The organism is Phocaeicola sp. RTP21359st1_B8_RTP21360_211022, from assembly GCF_040911965.1.
Classification (GTDB): Bacteria; Bacteroidota; Bacteroidia; order Bacteroidales; family Bacteroidaceae; genus Phocaeicola; species Phocaeicola vulgatus.
The window spans coordinates 38,277-60,934 of sequence record NZ_JBDFXP010000033.1; the positions used below are offsets into that span (position 1 = coordinate 38,277).

Annotated in this window: 19 protein-coding genes, 1 tRNA gene and 1 pseudogene; 9 read left to right on the plus strand and 12 right to left on the minus strand. The window is 43.0% G+C overall.

The window, feature by feature from the left end:
- Positions 1-72 precede the first annotated feature (72 nt).
- Positions 73-1,509: a cardiolipin synthase gene (gene cls / locus AB5062_RS16040; protein ID WP_005849070.1), complete on the plus strand. Its 1,437-nt coding sequence runs from the start codon at positions 73-75 to the stop codon at positions 1,507-1,509.
- Here the strand turns inward: cls and AB5062_RS16045 are convergent.
- Genes AB5062_RS16045 through AB5062_RS16055 form a run of 3 tightly spaced genes read right to left on the minus strand, consistent with a single transcriptional unit; the run spans position 1,478 to position 3,542 of the window.
- Positions 1,478-2,038 carry an RsmD family RNA methyltransferase gene (locus AB5062_RS16045; RefSeq protein WP_005845790.1) on the minus strand — a complete coding sequence of 187 codons (561 nt, stop codon included), beginning with the start codon at positions 2,036-2,038 and terminating at the stop codon, positions 1,478-1,480. The genes cls and AB5062_RS16045 overlap by 32 nt on opposite strands.
- Positions 2,029-2,853 (minus strand): DUF3822 family protein, encoded by an 825-nt coding sequence (locus AB5062_RS16050; RefSeq protein ID WP_022508866.1) that lies wholly within the window; start codon positions 2,851-2,853, stop codon positions 2,029-2,031. The genes AB5062_RS16045 and AB5062_RS16050 overlap by 10 nt, the downstream gene beginning before the upstream one ends.
- 2 nt (positions 2,854-2,855) lie before the next feature.
- Positions 2,856-3,542, minus strand: a complete 687-nt coding sequence (locus tag AB5062_RS16055; RefSeq protein ID WP_005845793.1) for a hypothetical protein — start codon at positions 3,540-3,542, stop codon at positions 2,856-2,858.
- A 97-nt stretch (positions 3,543-3,639) separates the two neighbouring features.
- Between AB5062_RS16055 and AB5062_RS16060 the strand changes: the two genes are divergently transcribed.
- On the plus strand, positions 3,640-5,058 hold the full coding sequence (locus AB5062_RS16060; RefSeq protein WP_005849066.1) for an ATP-dependent RecD-like DNA helicase: 1,419 nt from the start codon (positions 3,640-3,642) through the stop codon (positions 5,056-5,058).
- A gap of 321 nt (positions 5,059-5,379) precedes the next feature.
- On the opposite strand, the gene alaS is transcribed toward AB5062_RS16060, so the two are convergent.
- On the minus strand, positions 5,380-7,998 hold the full coding sequence (gene alaS, locus AB5062_RS16065) for an alanine--tRNA ligase (RefSeq protein WP_005845795.1): 2,619 nt from the start codon (positions 7,996-7,998) through the stop codon (positions 5,380-5,382).
- Positions 7,999-8,137: 139 nt separating this feature from the next.
- Between alaS and AB5062_RS16070 the strand changes: the two genes are divergently transcribed.
- Complete coding sequence (locus tag AB5062_RS16070; protein ID WP_005845796.1) at positions 8,138-9,106, plus strand: M23 family metallopeptidase; 969 nt, start codon at positions 8,138-8,140, stop codon at positions 9,104-9,106.
- 33 nt (positions 9,107-9,139) lie between these two features.
- Positions 9,140-9,487, plus strand: coding sequence for a MerR family transcriptional regulator (locus AB5062_RS16075; protein WP_005845797.1), 348 nt, complete (start codon positions 9,140-9,142; stop codon positions 9,485-9,487).
- A gap of 91 nt (positions 9,488-9,578) precedes the next feature.
- Here AB5062_RS16075 and AB5062_RS16080 read toward each other — a convergent pair whose 3' ends face one another.
- From AB5062_RS16080 to AB5062_RS16100, 5 genes are all read right to left on the minus strand, one after another.
- Positions 9,579-11,849, minus strand: a complete 2,271-nt coding sequence (locus AB5062_RS16080; RefSeq protein ID WP_005845799.1) for a bifunctional (p)ppGpp synthetase/guanosine-3',5'-bis(diphosphate) 3'-pyrophosphohydrolase — start codon at positions 11,847-11,849, stop codon at positions 9,579-9,581.
- Between the two features lie 101 nt (positions 11,850-11,950).
- Entirely contained in the window at positions 11,951-13,213 is a 1,263-nt protein-coding gene (locus tag AB5062_RS16085) for a lytic transglycosylase domain-containing protein (protein ID WP_005845800.1), read from the minus strand.
- A 4-nt stretch (positions 13,214-13,217) separates the two neighbouring features.
- The gene (locus AB5062_RS16090; RefSeq protein ID WP_224205276.1) at positions 13,218-13,979 is read right to left on the minus strand and encodes a DUF5683 domain-containing protein; all 762 of its coding nucleotides are present in this window, start codon (positions 13,977-13,979) and stop codon (positions 13,218-13,220) included.
- Positions 13,980-13,994: 15 nt separating this feature from the next.
- Positions 13,995-14,891, minus strand: coding sequence for a ParB/RepB/Spo0J family partition protein (locus tag AB5062_RS16095; protein WP_005845804.1), 897 nt, complete (start codon positions 14,889-14,891; stop codon positions 13,995-13,997).
- A 3-nt stretch (positions 14,892-14,894) separates the two neighbouring features.
- Positions 14,895-15,662: a ParA family protein gene (locus AB5062_RS16100; protein ID WP_005845807.1), complete on the minus strand. Its 768-nt coding sequence runs from the start codon at positions 15,660-15,662 to the stop codon at positions 14,895-14,897.
- Positions 15,663-15,919: 257 nt separating this feature from the next.
- Between AB5062_RS16100 and surE the strand changes: the two genes are divergently transcribed.
- The 3 genes from surE to AB5062_RS16115 are packed head-to-tail and all read left to right on the plus strand — an operon-like array spanning position 15,920 to position 18,620.
- Positions 15,920-16,693 (plus strand): 5'/3'-nucleotidase SurE, encoded by a 774-nt coding sequence (surE, locus tag AB5062_RS16105; RefSeq protein WP_005845809.1) that lies wholly within the window; start codon positions 15,920-15,922, stop codon positions 16,691-16,693.
- Complete coding sequence (gene lpxB, locus AB5062_RS16110; RefSeq protein WP_032945824.1) at positions 16,690-17,829, plus strand: lipid-A-disaccharide synthase; 1,140 nt, start codon at positions 16,690-16,692, stop codon at positions 17,827-17,829. The genes surE and lpxB overlap by 4 nt, the downstream gene beginning before the upstream one ends.
- 56 nt (positions 17,830-17,885) lie before the next feature.
- Positions 17,886-18,620 carry a NigD-like protein gene (locus AB5062_RS16115; RefSeq protein WP_032945822.1) on the plus strand — a complete coding sequence of 245 codons (735 nt, stop codon included), beginning with the start codon at positions 17,886-17,888 and terminating at the stop codon, positions 18,618-18,620.
- On the opposite strand, the gene AB5062_RS16120 is transcribed toward AB5062_RS16115, so the two are convergent.
- The 3 genes from AB5062_RS16120 to rsfS form a co-directional block, all read right to left on the minus strand.
- The gene (locus AB5062_RS16120) at positions 18,612-19,451 is read right to left on the minus strand and encodes a phosphatidate cytidylyltransferase (protein WP_118292508.1); all 840 of its coding nucleotides are present in this window, start codon (positions 19,449-19,451) and stop codon (positions 18,612-18,614) included. The genes AB5062_RS16115 and AB5062_RS16120 overlap by 9 nt on opposite strands.
- 159 nt (positions 19,452-19,610) lie before the next feature.
- Positions 19,611-21,617: an ATP-dependent zinc metalloprotease FtsH gene (ftsH, locus tag AB5062_RS16125; RefSeq protein ID WP_005845817.1), complete on the minus strand. Its 2,007-nt coding sequence runs from the start codon at positions 21,615-21,617 to the stop codon at positions 19,611-19,613.
- Between the two features lie 17 nt (positions 21,618-21,634).
- Positions 21,635-21,994 carry a ribosome silencing factor gene (rsfS, locus tag AB5062_RS16130; protein WP_118292509.1) on the minus strand — a complete coding sequence of 120 codons (360 nt, stop codon included), beginning with the start codon at positions 21,992-21,994 and terminating at the stop codon, positions 21,635-21,637.
- A 319-nt stretch (positions 21,995-22,313) separates the two neighbouring features.
- Here rsfS and AB5062_RS16135 point away from each other — a divergent pair.
- Both AB5062_RS16135 and AB5062_RS16140 read left to right on the plus strand, forming a co-directional pair.
- Positions 22,314-22,384: transfer RNA gene (locus AB5062_RS16135), tRNA-Gln, on the plus strand.
- A 167-nt stretch (positions 22,385-22,551) separates the two neighbouring features.
- Positions 22,552-22,658: pseudogene (locus tag AB5062_RS16140) on the plus strand (transposase family protein); the annotation flags it as partial.

Sequence of the window (22,658 nt, forward strand, 5' to 3'; positions counted from 1 at the left end):
TTTCCCAATCTATATTGTTATAGGTTGGGATTTTTTTTATAAGTTTGCTTATAAGTAAATTACTGGAATTATATGGTAGAGTGGAGTATCTTTAATGAAATCTTTGCTGTTGCTTTTAACGTGCTTTATTTTGTGATTATCATCGGAACTATCTTTATAGTGATACTTGATAATCGTAATCCCGTTAAAACAATGGCATGGGTACTTGTGCTCTTTTTCCTGCCCATTGTGGGGCTTGTGTTCTATTTCTTTTTCGGCAGAAGCACACGTAAGGAGAAATTGATCAGCAAGAAAGGGTTCACCCGTCTCATAAAACGTCCCATGGCAGAATACCAGGCGCAAAAGGCGTTTAAGTGTCCTGATGAACAGCACCAGTTGATGCGTTTTTTCCGGAAAGTGAATAATGCTTTGCCCTTTGAAGGAAATGCGACGGAAGTTTTTACGGATGGTTATTCCATGCTGTATTCATTGATGAAAGAAATCAGTAAGGCAAAGCATCACATCCATTTGCAGTTTTATATTTTTGAGGATGATCCGGCAGGCAGGTTGCTGCGCGATTTGTTGATAGATAAAGCGCGGCAGGGAGTAGAAGTGCGTTTACTATATGACGATGTGGGCTGCTGGAAAGTTCCCCATGCTTTTTTTGATGAAATGCGGGGAGCAGGTATTGAGGCACGCAGTTTTTTGAAAGTCCGTTTTCCTTTATTTACCAGTAAGGTAAATTATCGTAATCACCGTAAAATAGTAGTAATCGACGGTCGTGTGGCTTATACGGGAGGGATGAACATTGCTTTGCGCTATATGAAAGGCTTTCCATGGGGGATATGGCGGGATACTCACATTAAAATAGAAGGAAAAGCGGTATATGGGTTACAGACTGCTTTTTTGACCGATTGGTATGTAGTAGACCGTACCCTTATCACTTCCTCCCGTTATTTCCCCGAAGTCGGAATCTTTGGAAAGGCTCTGATACAGATTGTCACTTCCGATCCTGTAGGCGAATGGCGGGATATTATGCAAGGGCTACTGATAGCTATCAGCAGCTCCCGAAAGTATTTTTATATACAAACACCTTACCTGTTGCCTACCGAACCTATTCTGATGGCATTGAAAACGGCAGCTTTGGCAGGCGTGGATGTTCGCATTATGATACCGGCACGTGCCGATACATGGATAACACATTTAGGTTCGTTATCTTATTTGGATGATATCATGCGTGCGGGTGTCAGGATTTACCTTTATCAGAAAGGTTTTTTGCATTCCAAGCTGATGGTCAGTGATGATACTCTTTCTACGGTAGGTTCTACAAATATGGACTTCCGTAGCTTTGAGCATAATTTTGAGGTGAATGCCTTTATGTATGATCCGTCCTCAGCATTGCTGTTGAAAGGTATTTTCCTGCAAGACCAGAAGGACGCCATCCTGTTGCAGAGAAAAACATGGATAAAGCGTCCTTGGTATCAAAAAGCACAAGAATCTATTGTCCGGTTGCTGGCACCGTTGCTTTGAAGAAAGAGAAGTTCACACTGCCATATGCACGGCGCTCAATAAAATGGGGGTCATCCTCAAAATGATTCTCTTTGCCATGTTCCAGTACCAGTAATCCGTCTTCCTTTAAAATCCCGCTTTCGAAAATACGGGTGGGGATGCTTTCCAACTCTTTCAAGGCGTATGGAGGGTCGGCGAAGATGAAATCAAATTGCTCGCTGCATTTGTCTATAAATCTAAAGACATCAGCACGGATAGGAAAACATTTGTCAGTCTTCACTTCACGCATCACCTGTGAGATGAAAGAAAGGTGCTGGGGATCTTTTTCTACTGAAATAACCCGGTCACAACCGCGTGAAACCAGTTCTATACTGATGCTGCCCGTACCGGCGAAAAGGTCCAAGGCTGTAACTCCGTCCTCGAAGTCAAAATAATTGTTACTTAATACATTGAAAAGGTTCTCTTTGGCGAAATCCGTTGTCGGACGTGCCTTGAATGTATGAGGCACATCGAAACGGCGCCGTTTGTATATACCGCTGATTACTCGCATAATAATAAGGTTTGCATGTCAAAAGGTATCTCTTCTATTTTACTTATCTCGGAGCGGTTGAATTCCGCTTTGGGGCTGATGACGAATACCTGGCGCAGATAATTGCGCAACTCTTTCAGTAATTCTTCTTTGTCCTCTAATATTCCTGTCAAGTGCAGCTCGTCTCTTTCCTGACTATAATTTAATTGTTGCCATACATATAATAGGTAATACACACGGTCTGTGGTTTGTTTGCATGGAAATGAGTTGATCAGTAATAAGTTGCCCTTATCAAAACAAAAAACTTCCATTTGTTGCTCGCGTATGTATGTATATAGTTTCCGGCTGTTACCCAACCTGCTTTTCCGGGCGAAATATTCAGTCAGCGGGCTGGCGGTGGAGAAGAAACGAGCTGTAGGAAAATGTTCAGTCAGTAACAAATGGGTATGTTTGTCCATAGCAAAAAGTATTACCACATTGCTTCTTCCCAGGACATTGCAAAGTACAATCTCGTTATTTCCTTTAGCTTTAGGAAAATTATGATAGAAAATTGTATCCATCTGTTCGTCTTCGAATAATTCCAAAGGAACAGGGGTGAAACGGGGGGAGTCATACAAGATGTTAACCCGTTTATACGGATACTTCAGCGCTTCTGTTTTAGTCAGCATATCTTTCAGATTGGCCGTCATGGAATATCCGGTGTTGACCGGATGCGGAACAAAGCAGAAATCATTATCTGTCAGTGGGTTATAGATAGAAAAAGAAAATCCATCCGCACTGAGGCGGATGGATAATGTATATTGTTCCGATTTTGTAAAATCGATACGTTCAGTCATTCTTATTCCCAGTTACCTGCGTTATTGTTAGGCTGTTCGATATCACCCACTCTTAAACCGCAATATTTACCCAATTTGGTCTGAAGGTCTTTAAGGTTAGCCAATTCTTGAGTATTCAAGCCGCCCAAATATGTTTCATACGGAGTTTGAGCTTGGAACAAGTTCAAAGGAGCACCCGATTTGGTAGTATCGCTGCGGGTAACCATCTCAAATTGTACGCCGTTTCCGAAGGGAACATATCTCAAAGAGTCTGCATTGAAGCCCGGAGCATAGATTGTATCTGTTACGGCAACCCATAAAGTATCACGTTTGAAGTTCATCAAACCTTCTTTTTCAACTTCTTTCCAGTTACCGGTCTTTTTGGCTTTGTTGATGATTGCCATCGCTTTCTTTTCAGTCATACCGGCTTCCAGTTGTGTATCAGACAAAACTCCTTCTTTCTTTACAAACGGAAGTTTTGCAGTTTTGACGAAATCAATCAAGGTGTCGAAGCTTGCAGTATATCGTCCATTGTGCAGGTTACGGTATTCCAACTGTGCCTTACGGATGTCAATTAAGCGTGCAATAACTTGTTTCTCTCTAGTCTTTTTAGCGTCATCGAAGTTGATCGGTCCCATGATACTGCCGTAGCAAACGTATATCAAACCGATAACGCAAGCAGCCAATACAATATTAATAACTGTTTTCATGATAAATATGTGTTTTTTTTAGTTTATATTCGCATCGCAAAAATAAAACAAATAAATCTAATAACGCACAGTTCAAGGAACTTTTTATTACGCAATTATGATTAATAGTTATTTAGTGCAGCAAATTAAGGGAAATTTTCTATATAAACCAACTTTAGAACAAGAAAAAGCTGTTAAATTTTTAGCAGATTTTCTCTTTTCCCGCCAATCGGACTCGGTTTTTCTCTTAAAGGGATATGCCGGTACGGGTAAAACATCCCTTATCGGAGCATTGGTGAAGACCTTGGACCAGTTACAGCAAAAGTGTGTTCTGCTTGCTCCGACGGGAAGGGCGGCTAAAGTCTTTTCACATTATGCACAGCATCCGGCTTATACTATCCATAAGAAGATTTACCGCCAGCGCAACTTTTCAAATGACCTGGACAACTTTTCTTTGGATGATAACCTGCATCAGCATACTTTGTTTATTGTGGATGAGGCGTCGATGATCGCTAATGACGGATTGGCGGGGGCGGTCTTTGGTACAGGGCGTTTGCTGGACGACTTGATTCAATATGTATATGCCGGAACAGGTTGCCGTCTGATGCTGATAGGAGATACGGCGCAGCTTCCTCCGGTGGGAGAGGAGGAGAGTCCGGCTCTTTCGGCCGATAAGTTACGCGGGTATGGCATGGAAGTATATGAGGCGCAGCTCACTGAGGTGGTTCGTCAGATGCATGATTCGGGGATTCTTTGGAATGCGACAGAATTGCGCCGCTACATATCCGAGGAAAATTTTCTCACTTTGCCTTCTGTCCGTGTGGAAGGGTTTCCGGATATCCGGATGGTTTCTGGTAGTGAGCTGATTGAGGTAATCAATGATTGTTACGGTCAGGCAGGTATGGACGAAACGATTGTGGTCTGCCGTTCCAATAAACGGGCGAATATTTATAATAAGGGAATTAGGAATACGATTCTGTTTCGGGAGGATGAGCTGAACAGCGGTGACCTGCTGATGGTGGCGAAGAATAACTATTTTTGGACGGAGGGTTGTAAGGAGATTGATTTTATAGCCAATGGAGATATAGCTGTGGTTCGCCGTGTCCGTCGGGTGCGTGAGGCATACGGCTTTCGTTTTGCCGATGTGGTGCTGGCGTTCCCCGACTATGATGGTATGGAACTGGAGGTGAAACTTTTGTTGGATACCTTGCATACTGAAACACCCGCACTGCCTAAAGAATTGAATGACAAGTTGTTTTATTCGGTATTGGAGGATTATGCTGATATAACAGTGAAACGTGAGCGGATGAAGAAAATGAAAGCCGATCCTCATTACAATGCCTTGCAGGTGAAATATGCGTATGCCGTTACTTGTCACAAAGCGCAGGGTGGCCAGTGGAAACGGGTCTTTTTGGATCAGGGTTATATGACGGAGGATATGTTGACTCCGGATTATTTCCGTTGGCTGTATACGGCTTTCACCCGTGCTACGGAAATTCTGTATCTAGTGAACTGGCCGAAGGAGCAGACGGAATGAGCGGGCAGTCAGTGAGGTGTTAATGACTGATGATATGTTTTCAACCGTTTGGTTAATGTTTTTTTCTTTATGGCTAAGCCTTTTTGAACGTTTGTATTCTATCTCCATAACCTTTGGAGTTAACTCCCAAGCTTATGGAGTTAACTCCAAAGGTTATGGAGATAACTCCAAAGGCTTGGGAGATAGAAATCTTCCTTTTTATTTCCCTTATCCATAAAGAAGAAAAGGCTTAGTAAACCAGATAAAAAAACTCCGCCATCGGCTTTCAGACCAGATGGCGGAGTTTTGATATATACGAAATATGGACGAAATTCGAATAGATTACAATGCAGCCAGCTCTATCACTTTATCAACAGCCGCATTCAGACCGTCGGGATTCTTACCGCCTGCCGTTGCGAAGTGGGGCTGACCACCGCCGCCGCCTTGAATCAGTTTGGCTGCTTCACGGACCAGTTTGCCTGCATTCTGTCCGGCTTTTACCAAGTCTTCGCTAATCATGACAGTCAGCATCGGTTTGTTGTTGTCCACACTACCTATTACAACGAACAGATTGGCAGGAATCTCACCTTTCAGCTGGAAGGCAATATCTTTCACTACGTCGGCAGACATCGGAATGATGGCTTTCACCACTTTCACACCATTTATTTCTTTGGCATTCTCTACCAGTCTGGCTTTCAGTGCGGCGCCCTTTTCTTTCATGAACTCTTCCACCTGCTTCTTCAATCCTGCATTTTCGTCAATATACTTGCGGATGGCGACTTTCAGATCGGGGGCATTGTTGAACAATGCCTTCAAGTCATTCAGCGTATCTTGGACCGTATCCATCAATTCCTCTACTTTGGCACCCGTGATAGCTTCGATACGGCGCACACCGGCAGCAACAGAGCTTTCGCTGATAATACGGACCATACCGATCTTGCCTGTAGCCGGAACGTGGGTACCTCCACAGAATTCAATAGAGTTTCCGAATTGGACAACACGTACCTCATCACCGTATTTTTCACCGAACAAAGCAATAGCACCCAGTTCTTTTGCCTTTTCGATAGGAAGATTGCGGTATTCCGTCAAAGGGATGTTCTCACGGATTTTGGCATTTACCAAATGTTCCACTTCACGAAGTTGCTCGTCAGTCACTTTCTGGAAGTGAGAGAAGTCGAAACGTAATGACTCAGGGGTTACCAAAGAACCTTTTTGTTCTACGTGAGTTCCTAATACCTGGCGCAACGCTTCGTCCAGCAAGTGAGTACAAGAGTGGTTGGCGGCACAGGCGGCACGTTTTTCTGTATCTACACAAGCCATCATCGGAACGTCAAGGTGTTCGGGCAGTTTTTTGGTGATATGGATAGGAAGGTTGTTTTCCTTCTTGGTGTCAATGATTTCAATGGTTTCGAATTCGCTTACGATCACCCCTGTATCACCTACCTGACCACCACTTTCGGCATAGAAAGGAGTATCGCTCAGTACAATTTGATACAGTGTCTGGTTTTTCTGCTTGATCTGGCGATAGCGCAGGATGCTGGTTTCATATTCGGTAAAGTCATAACCTACAAAGTGGGTGTCACCTTCCTTTATGGTGATCCAGTCGCCGGTTTCAACGGCTGCCGCGTTACGGGCGCGTTCTTTTTGTTTCTGCATTTCGGCGTTGAACTCTTCTTCGTTTACAGTCATGCCGTTTTCTCGGAGAATCAGTTCTGTCAGGTCGAGGGGGAAACCGAAAGTGTCATATAATGTAAAGGCATCCACACCGCTGATCTCTTTTTTCCCGGCAGCTTTGGCATCGTTCATAGTCTTGTCCAACAGACGGATACCTGTTTCCAGTGTGCGCAGGAAAGATTCTTCTTCTTCTTTGATCACTTTCTCGATCAGTGTTTTCTGTGCGTTCAACTCCGGATAGGCCTCGCCCATATTCTCAATCAATACAGGCAGCAGCTTGTACATGAATGCTTGTTTCTGTCCCAGGAAAGTATATCCGTAACGGACGGCACGGCGGAGGATACGGCGGATTACATAGCCGGCTTTTGCGTTGCTGGGCAACTGGCCGTCGGTGATTGAGAATGCGATGGTACGGATATGGTCGGCTATAACGCGCATGGCGATATCTTTCTGGTTGTCTTGACCATAGGTGGTTCCTGCCATTTCGGCAATGGCTTTCAGTATCGGTTGGAACACATCAGTGTCATAGTTGGATGTCTTGCCTTGCAGTGTGCGCACCAAACGTTCGAATCCCATACCGGTATCGATCACTTTGGCAGGAAGACCTTCCAGTGAACCGTCTGCTTTGCGGTTGAACTGCATGAATACAAGATTCCAGATCTCGATTACTTGCGGATGATCCTTATTTACCAGTTGGTTGCCGGGGATTTGAGCTTTTTCTTCTTCCGAACGTGAGTCGATATGGATTTCGGAACACGGGCCGCAGGGACCTGTATCACCCATTTCCCAGAAGTTGTCATGTTTGTTGCCATTGAGGATATGGTCTTTCGGCAGGAACTGTTCCCAGTAAGAGGCGGCTTCGTTGTCCCGTTCCAGTCCTTCTTCGGGACTTCCTTCGAATACGGTGGCATACAGATCTTTCGGATCTATCTTCAGTACATCTACCAGATATTCCCATGCCCAGCCGATAGCTTCTTTCTTGAAGTAATCTCCGAAAGACCAGTTGCCCAGCATTTCGAACATAGTATGGTGGTAGGTATCATGTCCCACTTCTTCCAGGTCATTGTGCTTGCCGCTTACACGCAAACATTTTTGTGAGTCCGCGACTCTTTTGTATTTGGCCGGGTGGTTGCCCAGAATAATGTCTTTGAACTGGTTCATACCTGCATTGGTGAACATCAATGTGGGGTCATCTTTAATGACCATCGGAGCCGATGGGACAATCTGGTGTCCTTTCGACTCGAAAAAGCTTTTGAAAGAATCTCTAATTTCTTTAGCTGTCATCATGTCGCTTATAATATATTGTCTTCTAGTTAATATTCTCAAAAAGGATTTGCAAAGATAATTGGTTTTATTATTTTTGTCGTCAAGAATTGTGCAAAATATTGATGTGTTGTGCATTAAAAACTTCAAAAAGCAGAATTAGATGCGTAAAGTCTACTATATTTATAATCCTAAGACCCGAACTTATGACCGCATTTACCCTACAGTGAGGCAGCGTGCCTTAAGCATCTTGCGCCGTTTGTTTGTGGGAATGGGCTTGGGGGCAGGCAGTTTCATTATCTTATTATTGATCTTTGGTTCTCCGTCCGAGAAGGAGCTCCGTATAGAGAATACCCGTTTGCTGGCCCAGTATAATGTGTTGTCCCATCGTCTGGATGAGGCTATGGGGGTGATGCAGGATATCCAGCAGCGTGATGATAATTTGTATCGGGTGGTGTTGCAGGCCGATCCTGTATCGGATGCAGTCCGTAAGGCCGGTTATGGGGGGACAAACCGCTATGAACAGTTGCGGGATATGGCGAATGCCGATCTGGTTATCAATACCACTCAGAAGCTGGATATGTTGAACCGGCAGCTTTATATCCAGTCCAAGTCTTTTGACGAGGTGGTGGATTTGTGCAAGAATCATGACGAGATGCTGAAATGTATTCCGGCCATAATGCCGGTATCCAATAAGAATTTGAAGAAGACGGCTTCAGGTTACGGTGTACGTATAGATCCTATTTATAAAACAGCCAAGTTTCATGCGGGAATGGATTTCTCTGCCAATATAGGTACTCCTGTTTATGCTACGGGAGACGGAACGGTGGTAAAGGCGGGATGGGAAACCGGTTATGGAAATCTGATCCAGGTGGATCATGGTTTCGGGTACGTGACTTGGTATGCACATTTAAGCAAGTATAAGGTTCGCCCGGGGCAAAAGGTGGTACGTGGGGAAGTGATAGGGGAGGTAGGAAATACGGGCAAGAGTACTGGGCCGCACTTGCACTATGAAGTGCACGTGAAAGGAAAAGTGCAGAATCCTGTGAATTATTATTTCATGGATTTGAGTGCGGAAGATTATGACAAGATGATACAGATTGCAGCCAATCACGGTAAGGTATTTGACTAGCCGTGAATTTTTAATTCTTAATTTTAATTTACCATGGCCTATAATCCGAATAAAGAATTGAAACTTTACTATTCCATTGGGGAAGTGGCGAAGATGTTTGATGTAAATGAATCCTTGTTGCGTTATTGGGAAAAGGAATTTCCTATTATTTCGCCCAAGAAGGCGGGAGGGAATGTCCGTCAGTATCGTAAAGAGGATATTGAGAATATCCGGCTGGTCTATCATCTGGTGAAAGAGAAAGGGATGACTTTACAGGGGGCCAAGCAGAAACTGAAGATGAACAGGGAAACCACTATCCGTACTACGGAGATTTTGGACAGATTGAAACTGATACGTGAGGAATTGGTCAGTATGCGTAAAGAACTGGATTACCTGACTTAAGAATATTCACCACAGATTGCACGGATTAAAAACGAGTTGCAGATAATCGTTATGGACAAATCAGTGTAATCTGCGGTGAAACTGGTATTGGTTAATTCGGCTGGTCTTCGAACTTTTCGATACGGGTGACGGTTTTTATCTCATCTATTTTCCTTAGGTTGGTAGTGATGGATTTTACATCATCCACATCGTGCACAAATAGCTGTATTCTTCCTTCAAAGATACCATCGTTACTTTCAATATTCAACTTGTGGATATTTACATTCAATTGTTGTGAAATGATTTCTGTTACCTTGTTTAACAGACCGATGTGGTCAATACCTTTTATGTAGATATTTACAGGGAAGTACAAGGACTTTCCAGTCTCCCATTGGACAGCCAACAAGCGGTTGCCATAACTGCTTTTCAGTTTGGTAGCCAACGGACATTGGCGTTTGTGGATGATGATACGATTATTGTCGCCTATATATCCCAAAACGTCATCTCCCGGAATAGGCTTGCAGCATTCTGCTATCACATAGTTCTTTTGGATAGCTTCGGGAGTCAGTTTCAATATTTTCTTGCTGTCTATCTTTGGTAGGGGAACCTTCTCTTCTGTCGGTTTCTCCTTGTTTGTCTTGCTGCCTCCGAAAGCGAAAGAGATATACTTTTTCCAGTTACTGGAAACCGGTTTGTCTTTCAGTTCGTTTTTATCGTTTTCTCCTAGAATGATTGTTTTGAATCCGATGGCTGCAAACAATTCTTCCTGTGTCTTGAGGGTATGCAGATTACAGATCTTTCGTATGTTTTCGGGAGTGTACTCTACTCCCTCCCTGGAGAAGAATTCCCGTAACATTTCCTCACCGGCCTGCTGCATACCTCGCTGTTCGCGTTTCAGTATGGCCTGTATCTTAGCCTTGGCTTTTGCAGTGGTGGCAAAGTTTATCCACGAAGGCTGTACATGTTGTGATTTGGAAGTAAGAATCTCCACCTGGTCGCCGCTTTGCAGTTTGTGGCTCAAGGGCACCAGCTTGTGGTTGACTTTAGCTCCGATGCAATGGCTGCCCAAGAATGTATGGATGGAGAATGCAAAATCCAGTGCCGTACAGTTTTGCGGCATCGTTTTGATTTCACCTTTCGGAGTGAAGACAAATATTTCAGAAGCGAACAGGTTCAGTTTGATGGTATCCAGAAAGTCCATGGCATCCGGTTGCGGATCATCCAGAATTTCCTTGATGGTACGCAGCCATTTTTCCAGTTCGCCCTCGTCCTCACTGCCTCCGCCTTCTTTATATTTCCAGTGTGCGGCAAAGCCTTGTTCGGCTACATCATTCATCCGCTCGCTGCGTATCTGCACTTCTATCCATTGGCCTTTGTTGCTCATCAGAGTTACGTGAAGTGCCTGATAGCCGTTGGCTTTAGGATGGCTTACCCAGTCGCGCAAGCGGTCTGGGTGCGGTTTATAAATCTTGGATATGGATACGTATATGTTAAAGCACTCGTTGAGTTCTTCTTCCGGATTTTTGGGACAGAAGATGATACGGACAGCCAGGATATCATATATTTCTTCAAATGTGATATGCTTGGTCTGCATCTTGTTCCAGATGGAATAAGGGGATTTGACTCGTGCTATCAATTGATAGCTGATACCCATTTTGTCCAGTTGTGCGCGGATAGGTGCTGTAAATTCACGGAATACTTCTTCGCGTTCCGCTTGTGTTTCTTGTAGCTTGGATTCTATCTGTGCATATTCTTCCGGATGCTCATATTTGAAACTGAGATCTTCCAGTTCTGTCTTTATTTTGTTTAACCCCAAGCGGTTAGCCAGTGGCGCATAGATGTATAAGGTTTCTCCGGCAATTTTGTATTGCTTGTTGGGAAGCATGGAGCCAAGTGTACGCATATTATGCAGACGGTCGGCTATTTTGATGAGGATAACCCGGATGTCATCACTCATGGTCAGTAGCAATTTCTTGAAATTCTCGGCTTGTGCGGAAGCCCGGTCTCCGAATATGCCGCCGGATATTTTAGTCAGGCCATCTACAATCTGTGCGATTTTAGGACCAAACAGATTTTCAATGTCTTCCACAGTGTAGTCTGTATCTTCAACCACATCATGCAGTAAAGCCGAACAAATGGAAGTTGATCCCAGTCCTATTTCGGTACATACAATTTTAGCAACGGCTATGGGATGCATGATGTATGGTTCACCCGAGCGTCGTTTTACTCCTTTATGTGCTTGTTTGGCAAAATTGAATGCCTTTGTGATGATTTCTACTTTTTTGCGGTGCTTGGTCGCTAGATAACTGTCCAAAAGTTCCTGAAACCCTTGGTTTATCATTTCCTCATCCGCCTGTTCCTGAGTCTGCTTTTCATCCGTCATATCTTTGCCTCCTATAATCTATACTGCAAAAATATACAAAAAACATATTCAAGCAAGTATTTTCAGAAAATGTATAGTGTTAAATCTGTATTTTTTATCAATCATCTGATCCGCAAACTTCTTCCGGCTCTGATATTATTGCCCTTTATACCGTTTAGATTACGTAATTGGCTGATGGATACGTGGTATTTGGCAGCAATTCCTCCCAATGTGTCTCCTTGTTTGATTTTATGATAAAGAGTTCCCTTGGATGAGCGGTTTCTGCTACTGGTTGTTTCCTTGATGGCTACCGTTTTTCTTTTGGTCAGATATTCATTGGGCTTATAAGCGAACACGCTGTCTTGGCGGTCAATGAAAGTACTGACAAAGTTATTGGGCAGACGAAGTGCGCACAACTCGCTGTTACCGGGAATAATATCCTTTTTGTATTGGGGGTTCAGGCTGCGAAGCTGGTCTAGGTTGATGTTGCATACTTCTGCCACTTGTTGTAAGTGGAGGTCTTTGTTAATGTGAATGGTGTCTGTAGCGTTGGGAAGCTGTGTTTCCATGGGACAGATGCCATGTTCGCAATAATAGGTCATGATGTAGTTTGCCGCTATGAAAGCAGGAACGTACCCACGGGTTTCTTTGGGCAGATAGTTGTAGATTGTCCAATAATCCGTGGCTCCTCCGGCACGGCGTATGGCTTTGTTGATAGTGCCCGGCCCGCAGTTGTAAGCTGCCAATACCAGATTCCAGTCTTGATAGATGTCGTACAGGTCTTTCAGGTAACGTGCTGCCGCCCAAGTTGATTTGACCGGGTCCCGTCTTTCGTCTATCAGACTATTGTTCTTCAGCCCGTATATTTTTCCTGTACCCAGCATAAACTGCCACAAGCCGGTAGCTCCCTGGCGGGAAACAGCGACAGGATTTAAGGCGGACTCTATAATCGGCAGATATTTCAGTTCTTGAGGAAGGTCGTATAAATCAAGTGCTTCTTCAAAGATAGGCATATAAAAATTGGTTGCCGCAAGCATAAAGGATACTTTATTGCGCAGACGGACGGCATACATATCAATGAATTTGCGTACTGCCTCATTGTAAGGCATTTCTATGATAGAGGGAATACGTGACAGACGATCCATATAGATGGAATCACTTACAACAGGGTTGGTAGAGGCCATTGTGCAGTTCTCTCCCAATGTGATGTGATTCTTAGATTGCCAGTCCCAGTAAAGACTGTCCATTTCTGACTGCATACTTTCAGGAACATCAATAATTTCTTCTTTTCCTGTAGTTTGCGAGTGAACGGTAATACTTTGGGTTTGTGCGCTTATTCCCGTTGTTCCTATAAATGTAAATAAACCAATTAAAAAGTTTTTCATGCGATTAAAATTTGAAGCTGCATTGCAGGCCTATTGTATTAGGTATCCTGCTCCGGCCGTCATTAAAAATAACAGGTTGTATTTGAAGACCTAAGTCTTTGGATATGTCAAAATCAGATAGTTCGGCATCCACGTATGCGTCTATGACAGACAGTATATATACACCGATAAAACAGAATATGCTTAAATCCCGATTTCGGCGATAGAAATCTTTTCGTTTTTTAAAGGTGTCCTCCATACCTTCCGCGCTCATGCCATGAGGCAGGAAGTCTTCGTAGCTTTTGGTATCAGGGTCATCGTCCATAATATCCAGATAGGCTTGAGAATAGTCCTTGTACATTCTGTTGTTCCAGGTCAGCGCATATGCACATCCCACAAAACCACCATATACTATCGGCAGTTTCCAATATTTACGGTTGTATATCTGTCCTCCGCCGGGAATTACCAACGCCAGCCAGATGGCACGGTTGGAGTTCGGGATAAACCGGGGTTTTGTTTCGGCAGCCATTGCTTTCTGTATGGAATCATTTTTACGGACTAAAGCGGCAGTATCAACAGGTGCTTCCATATTTTCTATCTTTTGCCGTTCTTCCAGCAGTTTCAGGCTGTCAATGACAAGTGAATCTTTGACTTGTATAATAGAATCTGTCTTTATACCCATACGGCGGTTGCGTGCCTTTTGGGCGTGAACATTCATGCTTCCAGCCATCATAAGGCATAAAAGCAGGAATGTAAACAGTTTATATGTGGATGTTCTTCTTTTCAATGTAGTAATAACGCTTTATTCTTTCTTTTTCAGTGAATCCAGTATTTCCATGATTCGTTCCAAGTCCTCTTCGTTGTTGAACGGAATACTGATCTTGCCTTTTCCTTTGGCTGTACATGATAGCTGTACTTTCGAACCGAAGAATCCGCAGAGGTGGCTTTGCAGCAAAGTGTATTCCTCGGATAATTTGGAGCCTTTCGGTTTGATCTTCTTCCCACCGCTGTCCACTGTCTCGCCACTGCTCAGTGCCTTGACAATTTCTTCCACTTTACGGACAGAATAGCCTTGTGACTGTATTTCATTAAAGATACGTATTTGGGTCTTAGGATCATCTAAGGACAATAAGGCACGGGCGTGTCCCATGTCTATTTCGCGGTTTTTCAATGCTACTTGAATCTGGGCCGGAAGTTTCAGCAGGCGCAGATAATTGGCGATAGTGGTACGTTTTTTCCCTACACGTTCGCTCAGCCGTTCCTGTGTCAATGCATATTGTTCCAATAAATGTTGATAAGCCAGTGCAATCTCCAATGAATTCAAATCTTCACGCTGAATATTTTCAATCAACGCCATTTCCATTACATTCTCGTCATCGGCTGTGCGGATGTATGCCGGAATAGATTTAAGTCCTGCCTGTATGGAGGCACGGTAACGACGTTCTCCGGCTATGATCTGGTAAGAGTCTTCACTCAGTTGACGCAACGTAATGGGTTGGATGATACCAATTTCGGCAATAGAGTCGGCCAACTCCTGTAACGCCACCGGATCAAATTCACGACGCGGTTGGTTAGGGTTGACGGATATTTTGCTCAGTTCTATCTCGTTGATAGAAGATGAGCCGGCTGTCTTTACTTCTTCAGTCGAGATCAGTGCGTCAAGCCCGCGTCCTAAAGCAAATTTCTTCTGTACTGCCATTGTTTACTTACTGTTACGTGTTATAATTTCTTGTGCCAATGCCAAATGATTCTTGGCTCCGGTAGAGTCGGCATCATACAATATTGCAGGAATGCCGTGGCTGGGAGCTTCGCTCAGTTTGACGTTACGCTGTATAATTGTCTTGAATACCAATTCTTGAAAATGGCGTTTCACTTCATCATAAATCTGGTTGGCCAGACGCAGACGTGAATCGAACATTGTCAGCAGGAAGCCTTCTATTTCCAGTGAAGGATTCAGTTTCGATTTAATAATCTTAATGGTATTCAGCAATTTGCTGATGCCCTCTAATGCAAAATATTCGCATTGAACAGGGATAATCACTGAATCGGCTGCTGTCAGCGCATTGATTGTTATCAAGCCTAACGACGGGGAGCAGTCTATCAGGATATAGTCATATTCGTCCCGCATGGGGGCTAATACTTTTTTCATGATCTTCTCGCGGTCTTCCAGGTTCAGCATTTCTATTTCTGCGCCAACCAGGTCGATGTGTGAAGAAACAATGTCGAGTCCGTCAATGTCGGTGGTATAAATTGCTTCCCGTATATCGGCTTCGTTGATAATACATTCATAGATAGAGCATTCTACCTCTTTGATGTTCACACCCAATCCTGATGATGCGTTGGCCTGAGGGTCTGCATCAATAACCAGCACCTTTTTCTCCAGTGTTGCCAGAGAAGCTGCGAGGTTAATCGTTGTGGTAGTTTTACCTACGCCACCTTTTTGATTGGCTAAAGCAATAATTTTTCCCATATTAATCAGTTTTTCTCGCTGCGAAGTAACAAATAATAGGTGATTGCACCTATAAAAAACGGCAGACATTAGCAAAACTGTTGATAACTCATTGGTTTTGTTAATAACTCAACGGCGGCAAAGATAGAAATTTTCATTCAATTCTATTCTATTTTTAGCACTGGGTTGTAGAACATTAAGATAATTTTCTTTTCCGGTGAGGGGTAGTTCCGGCAAAGAGTTGTATCTTTACGCTCCGAGAAAAAGAGTGGAAAAATATGAAGAAAGAAAAACCGTTGATATTGCTGTCAAATGATGACGGCGTGGAAGCTAAGGGATTGAATGAATTGATACGCGGGTTGCGTGGAATGGGTGAGATAATCGTAATGGCACCGGACGGTCCTCGTTCGGGAGCTTCGGGGGCGATCACTTCCGAGCATCCTGTGAAGTATTACAAGGTACGTGAAGAGGAGGATTTGACTGTGTATAAATGTACGGGCACACCGGTAGATTGTGTGAAACTGGCATTGCATACGGTGGTTCCCCGTCGTCCCGATGTGGTGATAGGTGGAATAAACCACGGTGATAATTCTTCAGTGAATGTGCATTATTCCGGTACGATGGGGGTAGTGATTGAAGGGTGTCTGAAGGGGATCTCTTCTATCGGATATTCATTATGTAATCATTTTGCGGATGCTGATTTCTCTTCATCGCTGCCTTATATACGCCGTATTACTGAGCAGGTCCTGGAGCATGGCTTGCCTTTGGGGATTTGCTTGAATGTGAACTTTCCGGATACAGCTTCCTTGAAAGGGGTACGCATCTGCCGTCAGACGAATGGGGCTTGGATTAATGAATGGAAGCGTAGTCTGCATCCTCGGGGGGGAGAGTATTTCTGGCTGACCGGAGAGTTTGATAACTATGAACCGGAAGCGGAAGATTCGGATCACTGGGCATTAGGGCATGGGTATGTGGCGGTAACTCCGACCCAAATTGATGTGACTGCTTATGGGATGATGAATGAGTTGAAAAACTGGAATCTGGAAGTATGAAATACTATTTGATAGTAGGCGAGGCATCAGGCGATTTGCACGCATCTAATTTGATGCGTGCCTTGATACAGGAAGATCCGGAAGCAGAATTCCGTTTCTTTGGCGGGGACTTGATGACGGCTGTTGGTGGAACGCGGGTGAAACATTACAAAGAACTGGCTTATATGGGTTTTATCCCGGTGTTGTTGCATTTGCGTACTATCTTTCGGAATATGAAAGAATGTAAGCAGGACATTGTTCGTTGGGCTCCTGATGTAGTGATTCTGGTGGATTATCCCGGCTTTAACCTGAAAATAGCCGAGTTTATAAAGAAGCAGACGAAAATACCTGTCTACTATTATATTTCTCCTAAAATATGGGCTTGGAAAGAGTATAGGATTAAAAATATCAAGCGGGATGTAGACGAACTGTTTTCCATCCTGCCTTTTGAGATTGAGTTTTTTGCCGGACATCAGTACCCTGTTCATTATGTGGGTAATCCTTGTGTAGATGCAGTGGATGCTTATTGTAAGGAACATCCGGATGGATTTCCGGAATTTGTGGCGGATAATGGCTTGTCCGAAAAGCCTGTTATCGCATTGTTGGCGGGCAGCCGGAAACAGGAAATCAAAGACAACCTGCCGATGATGCTGGAGGCTGCTGCTCCGTTTACCAAAGATTATCAATTGGTGCTGGCAGGGGCTCCGGGGATGGACCCTGCCTATTATTCGGATTATATAAATCCGAATGTACCGGTTAAAATCATTTTCGGACAGACCTACAGGTTGTTGCAGCACGCGCAGGCGGCATTGGTGACTTCGGGTACTGCAACTTTGGAAACAGCTCTTTTCCGTGTTCCTCAAGTGGTGTGTTACTATACTCCGGTAGGGAAATTTATCGCTTTTCTTCGCCGGCATATTCTAAAAGTGAAATATATTTCGTTGGTTAATCTGGTAGCCGACAAGGAAGTGGTTCGTGAACTGGTGGCGGATACGATGACGGTGGATAACGTGCGTTCAGAGTTAGAATCTCTTTTATATAATAAGGTATACAGAAATAAGGTGTTGGAAGAGTATGATCGTATTATTCAGATTTTAGGTCCGGCAGGAGCTTCGGGGACAGCAGCCCGTGAAATGGTAGCTTTGTTGAAGAAATAAACTTTTCACGATCTCTTTTTGTTCTTTCGGGTAAACAACTTAAACCCTGGAAGTATATGAAATATTTTTTTCAATCTATGTTAGGGGCGATGCTTCTTTTGAGCGGAGTATTCTCCTTTTCATCTTGTGGTAATGATGAAAGTGATCCGGACAGTACGGTGACTATAGCTATGGCTACCGTAGAAAAACAACCTCAGTATGATGCTCCTTATTTGGTGTTGGACAACGGAGAGAAGTTGTGGGTGGTGCAGCATATTGTTCCTTACCGGGATTTGAAGGCAGGAGAACGGATTTTTGGAAATTATTCTTTTTTGGAAGCCGGTGAAAGTGGATTTGCTTATAATATCCGTTTGAATGACTATACCTTAGTACCTGTTCAGGAAATTATCGGATTGAACCCCGATAATATGGACAGTATTGGAAATATGAAAGTACAGATCAAGGATATGTGGCCTTCTGATGACTATCTGAATGTACGTTTTATGTTGAATTTTCCCAGTCCGCAGAAACCTATTCTTAATCTGGTTGTGAATGAGATGATTCCTTGGACAAAGGACGGATATGCGCATTTGGAACTCCGCTATAATAACAACGGAAGTCAGGGCAGATTGGTACCTGGTATGGTTTCTTTTAAATTAGATGATTATTCACCGGAAAACAGTGAATTGAAAGGAATAAAGGTATTGGTTAATCCTGTGGACGGGGAAGAAAAAACATATATTTTCTCTTATCCGCTCACTGGCGAGGATGTACCGGGCTTTAATCCTTTGGATTTGGCGGAGTTAAAATAAAGAAACTACATACAGATAGACTACTGCTGCCGGGATTGCGAGAATCGCGCTGTCAAAACGGTCGAGCATTCCACCGTGTCCCGGTAAAATATTGCCCGAATCTTTGATGCCTAGACGGCGTTTTAATAAAGATTCCGTTAAATCTCCCCAGGTTCCGAATACTACCACTGTCAATGCTAGTCCGATCCATACTCCGGTAGACATGAAAGGGAAGAAGTGAGATAGCAGGAAAGAAGCTATGATACAGAAAATGCCGCCGCCAATAGAGCCTTCCCATGACTTCTTAGGAGAGATGCGTTCAAATAGTTTATGTTTGCCAAACAGCATGCCTGTACAGTAAGCACCTGTATCATTCACCCAGTTGAATATAAAAATAGATAGTGGGAGAATAGCGTTGTATTGTGAAAGGCTGGCTGTTTCGTCCGAGTGGAAAGCCAATACATTCAGCAAAGCGAATGGCAAGGCAATATACATCTGGCTTAACATGGCATAAGCCCAATTATTCAGCGGGTTTTCTTTTTTCAAATAAAGTTCGCTGACCATCAGATAAATAAATAAAGCTAAATAAGGAATAAATATACCTGTTTGTGAAGGATCTATTCCAAAATAGAAAAAGCACAGGAAAAGAAAAATTCCGCTGAGAATACATATACGTTTATTTACTTGTATTCCTTCTACATGATTGACCAAATTACAGAATTCATTGATTGCCAATGCGCTGATAATGGCAAATAGGATGCCGAATGAGACAGCCCCTTCCACGATGCTGCCTATCAGTACTGCAACAAAAATAATTCCGGTTATGGCACGTTGTAAGAAATTGCTTTTCACGGTCGTTAGTCTTAAGTGATTCAAAAATCAAAGTAGAAGATCTGTTTTTTTTATCATTCTGAGTGACCATGAAGAATCCGGATATATCTGGATTATTACGGACTCTTTGTATCATTCAGAATGACAATGCTTATATAGTTGACAGATCTTTCTACAATGTTATGCTTCTTTTTTTTCTTTTTCCTTTTCCTCAGAATCTGAAGAATTCTTCTCTTCAAAATCTTCGGTTACTTCTACTGGTTTTGCTGTAGCTTCTAAAGCCATAATTTCTTCTGAACGTGAAGTCCAGGGGCGTTTGCCGAAAATGCGTTCCACATCTTCGGCGAAAATTACTTCTTTTTCAACCAACAGACGGGCCAGCTCGTTGTGACCATCTTTATGTTCGGATAATATTGCTTTTGCCCGATCATATTGTTCGTTGATCATTCTTTTCACTTCTTCGTCAATCAGTTCGGCTGTACGTTCACTGTAAGGCTTGCTGAAAGAGTATTCATCGTTGCTGTAATAACATAAGTTGGGTAACTTTTCACTCATTCCGGCATAAGCAATCATTCCATATGATTGTTTTGTCACACGTTCCAAATCGTTCATGGCACCGGTTGAAATATGTCCGGTGAACAGTTCTTCGGCTGCACGTCCCCCTAAAGTGGCACACATTTCATCCAGCATCTGCTCTTTGGTTGTGATCTGCCGTTCTTCGGGCAAATACCATGCGGCTCCCAATGCACGTCCACGGGGAACAATGGTTACCTTAATCAAAGGATTGGCATGTTCCAAAAACCAAGACAGCGTAGCGTGACCGGCTTCGTGTAAGGCAATAGTACGCTTTTCTTCGGCAGTCATGATTTTGGTTTTCTTTTCCAAACCACCGATAATACGGTCTACAGCATCTAGAAAATCTTGTTTCCCAACCGCATTCTTACCATGGCGGGCGGCGATCAGTGCTGCTTCATTACATACATTGGCAATATCTGCCCCACTGAATCCCGGAGTTTGACGGGCGAGCAAATCCAGATCAACACTTTCGTCCAGTTTTAAAGGCTTCAAATGTACTCCGAATACTTCTTTACGTTCGTTTAAGTCGGGTAAGTCAACATGAATCTGGCGGTCAAAACGACCGGCACGCAATAATGCCTTATCCAATATATCCGCGCGGTTGGTAGCGGCCAAAATGATCACACCGCTATTTGAACCAAAACCGTCCATTTCTGTCAATAATTGGTTTAATGTATTTTCGCGTTCATCATTTCCACCCATGCTTGGATTTTTGCCACGGGCACGTCCTACCGCGTCAATTTCATCAATGAAAATAATGCAAGGAGCTTTCTCTTTCGCCTGGCGGAACAAGTCACGTACACGGGATGCACCTACTCCGACAAACATTTCCACAAAGTCGGAACCCGAAAGCGAAAAGAAAGGTACATCCGCCTCACCGGCAACAGCTTTTGCCAGCAAAGTCTTACCGGTTCCCGGAGGGCCTACCAGTAAAGCGCCTTTAGGTATCTTACCTCCCAGCTCCGTGTATTTCTGAGGTTGTTTCAGAAACTCTACAATTTCCTCCACTTCTTGTTTAGCTTCCGCTTGTCCGGCTACATCTTTAAAAGTAATCCGGTTAGTTTTGTCTCCTTTTTCGTATACCTGAGCTTTGCTTTTACCTACGTTGAATGGATTGGCGCCTCCGGCCCCTGCTCCGCCGCTCATGCGGCGCATGGCAAACATCCAGATACCGATCAACAGTAAAAACGGAGCGATATTCCAAAATAATGCACCGAAGTAGTCGCGTTTCTTTTCATAACTGATAGATCCGGTAAAATGACCTTCTTCCTGTGCCTTTTCCATGAATTTATCCAATGACTCCATGGAACCTATTTCAACGTTCAAGGCTGGATTACGACCTACTTTTTTATAGTCATTTTTAAATACATCTTTAACAAATTCCGGTTTAATGTACATTTCTACCGTATTGTCATCGTATGCAATTATTTTATTGGCATATCCCTTGTTTATCATATCTTTAAACTCGGTATATGTTATTTGTTTGTCAATTCCTCCTTCTTGATTGGAAAAGTAGAGGATGGCAAAACTCATGGCAATGATAACATACAGCCAACTCAAATTGAAGCGTGGCATGTTTATCTTTGGTTTATTATTGGTATTTTCACTCATTTTGATTCTGTATTGGATTAGTCTAGATCAGGAATTTGGGTTAGTTTGGCATCTGCCCATAAATGTTCCAGATTATAAAAATTTCTTGTTTCCGGCAAAAAGACATGTACCAGTACATCACTGTAGTCCATTGCAACCCATTCTGCGTTTCTCAGTCCGTCTATTCCCGTAGGTTTGTCATTTATTTCTTTATGTACATATTCCTTGACTGAGTCAACGATAGCTGTAACTTGACTTGGGGAATTACCTTGACAGATTACGAAATAGCTGCAAATGGTATCATTAATGGCGGTGAGGTCCGCTATTACAATGTTTTTACCTTTCTTTTCTTGAATGCCTTCTGTTATTTTTTTTATTAAAGTCTCTGCTTCGTTCATTATAATGTTATTAACAACTGATTATTCTAATATATGTATTTACAACAATGCACAAAGATACTTGGTTTTCTCATTCTAGCGAAAAAATGTGCATTAAATATATTCGGTTTTTGTTTTTTTTAGTTAGAGAATCTTTTTATTGTTATGTTAAGTCTAGAATGATGATACACGGTCAAGAAGGATAAGGAAGGCCGGAAAAGAAGGCAAATGGAGAAAAAAGAATCTTGATTAGAAAAAAAAGCTTCAAAAATTTGTGGATTAAATAAAAAGCCGTATCTTTGCAGCGTCAAAACCAAAACGGGTGTTTTGATAGGAAAATTGGGATATGGTGTAATGGTAACACAACAGATTCTGGTCCTGTTTTTCCAGGTTCGAATCCTGGTATCCCAACAGACAAACCACTTGTCAAAGACAAAGATCTTCTAAAATTATAATTTTAGAAGATCTTTTTTTTATTTTGTGTTGGCTATCTTAAGAATTAGTAGTGTTATATGGGCTCAGCGGAAATTTCTGGTTGGTAAGTTTTAAAATTAGCTATCTTTGCTTACCTTTGTTTCATGAAACCCGAACGACTCCTTCGTGCCATCCTTCCGGATGTGCTTATAGACAACTTTGATATTGTCAATTTCGACAAGAGTGCTGACCGTTTTGATATTTATCTTGA